Annotated in this window: 2 protein-coding genes and 3 tRNA genes; 4 read left to right on the plus strand and 1 reads right to left on the minus strand. The window is 69.4% G+C overall.

Features of this window, described 5'->3' with window-relative positions; translation table 11 throughout:
• Nucleotides 1-123: 123 nt before the first annotated feature.
• The 4 genes from VF697_RS29145 (at nt 124) to VF697_RS29160 (ending at nt 909) form a co-directional block, all read left to right on the plus strand.
• Nucleotides 124-546 (plus strand): hypothetical protein, encoded by a 423-nt coding sequence (locus VF697_RS29145; protein ID WP_331100013.1) that lies wholly within the window; start codon nt 124-126, stop codon nt 544-546.
• Nucleotides 547-618: 72 nt separating this feature from the next.
• Nucleotides 619-689: transfer RNA gene (locus VF697_RS29150), tRNA-Gln, on the plus strand.
• 27 nt (nt 690-716) lie between these two features.
• A tRNA-Glu gene (locus tag VF697_RS29155) sits at nt 717-788 on the plus strand.
• A 49-nt stretch (nt 789-837) separates the two neighbouring features.
• A tRNA-Glu gene (locus tag VF697_RS29160) sits at nt 838-909 on the plus strand.
• A gap of 69 nt (nt 910-978) precedes the next feature.
• Here VF697_RS29160 and VF697_RS29165 read toward each other — a convergent pair.
• A partial coding sequence (locus VF697_RS29165) for a response regulator transcription factor (protein WP_414641353.1) occupies nt 979-1,924 on the minus strand: 946 nt, incomplete at its 5' end.

Here is a 1,924-nt window from a genome sequence, read left to right on the forward strand (position 1 = left end):
GCTGCTGGGCCGTGAGGAGACGCTCCACCGCCTGGACGCGGCGCTCGCCCGGCCGTAGGTACTCGACAGGGCCCACAGGTTGGGGTGGACACCTCCCACCGTGGGCCCTATTCTCCCCCCGCGATGACACGAGCACTTGACAGCCTGAAGGGCCTTTTCTATAAGCCGCGCCCGCTCGGGGCGGCGGTGGTCGCCCTCTGGATGTCGGTGGCGTCGGCGGAGGTGGTGAGCGGGGCGCAGCTCCCGGACGGCTCGCAGAAGGTGGGCGAGAACCGGTACAGGGCGCCGGGGGACTTCGAGAAGACGCTCGAGTATTACAAGGCTGTCTACCCGGCGAGCGCCTTTCCTCGGAGGGCGATCGTCAACCAGCCGGGCGTGAAGGCGGTCCACATCATCAACCCCTCGGGGAAGAATTTCGAGGGTGTGAACATTTATCAGGCCAACGACGAGGTCCGTATCTACGTCGTTCCCCTGCAGGCGGCCCCGGTGCAGTCCAAGCCGGTCAAGAAGCCCGCGGACTCGAAGTCGGGGAAGAAGTCGCGGTAGCCCTGAGGTTCGAAAAAAGGTAGTTGAAGTGGTCAGGAAGTTGCGGTAGTCAGCGTCCGTCAGAGCAGTTCTTGGGGAATCGTCTAACGGCAGGACAGCAGACTCTGACTCTGCTTATCTAGGTTCGAATCCTAGTTCCCCAGCTTGTCGTACCCGGTGGTAGCAATACCGGCCCTGTCGTCTAGCGGTTAGGACGGTGCCCTCTCACGGCACAAACTCGGGTTCGAATCCCGGCAGGGTCACAGGTAGCAAAGGCGCCCACCTTCTTGGGAAGGTGGGCGCTTCTTTCACGGCCCTGTCGTCTAGCGGTTAGGACGGTGCCCTCTCACGGCACAAACTCGGGTTCGAATCCCGGCAGGGTCACTGAGGCGCCCGCTTCCCCCAAAGGAAGCGGGCGCTTCGCTTTTGCGGGCTCCCCCGCCCCGCCCCCCTCTACCGCTGCAGGAGGCTCTCGCGGAAGGCCGCCAGGGCCGAGGCCAGCCCCGCCTGGGCCCGCTGGAGGTTGCGGCGCATCAGCAGCATGCGCACCCGCTCCGGCAGCGCCTGGGGCGACGAGGTGCCAAAGCCCACCAGCTCCAGCCGCAGCGTGATGGCGTCCAGCAGGTCCGCCAGGTCCGCATGCGGGCTGGCCAGCAGCACCACGTCCGGCCTGGCGGACTGGAGGCGCTCGGCGATCTCCCACCACTGCGGCGCGCCCGTCTCCAGCACCACCACGGCCGCGCCCTCCAGCGCCGGGGAGTCCGGGGGCAGTGCCACCGCCTCGAGCCCCTGGTCCAGCAGCGTCTCCAGCGCCTCGCGGCTGCCCACCACCGCCACCTGCCCGCCGGCGGCCATGCGGCTGGCGTGCTCGTACGCGCGCACGTGGGCCTCCAACTCCTGGCGCGCGTCTACCGAGGCATGCCCCCCCGCCTCCAGCAGCTCGACGGCCTCGCGCGCCATGCGCCGCGCCAGCTCGCGCCCCTTCACCCGCTCGCTCCGGCGCTCCAGGGCCGCACGCACCTTGGCCCGCACCAGCCGCAGGTCCTCGAAGGGCTTGAGGATGTAGTCGCTCGCGCCCGCGGCGAAGGCGGCGATCACCGACTCCGAGCTGGAGTAGCCGGTGATCATCACCGCCTCCAGGGCCGGCTGCAGCTTGCGCGACTCGGCGATGAGCTCCACGCCGCCCATGCCCGGGAGGTTCTTGTCGGTGATGAGCACGTCGAAGCGCTGGGCCCGGAGCAGCTCCAGGGCCTCCTCGGCGTCCTCGGCGAGGCTCACCACCAGGTCCGGCTCGCGCGCCAGCAACCGGGCGCACACGTCGCGCACCACGGCCTCGTCATCCACCACCAGGACGGTCGAGGCGAGGGTGCCCCCCCCCCCCACACCCCCCCCCCCGCCC

This window comes from Archangium sp. (assembly GCF_036388035.1).
Classification (GTDB): domain Bacteria; phylum Myxococcota; class Myxococcia; order Myxococcales; family Myxococcaceae; genus Archangium.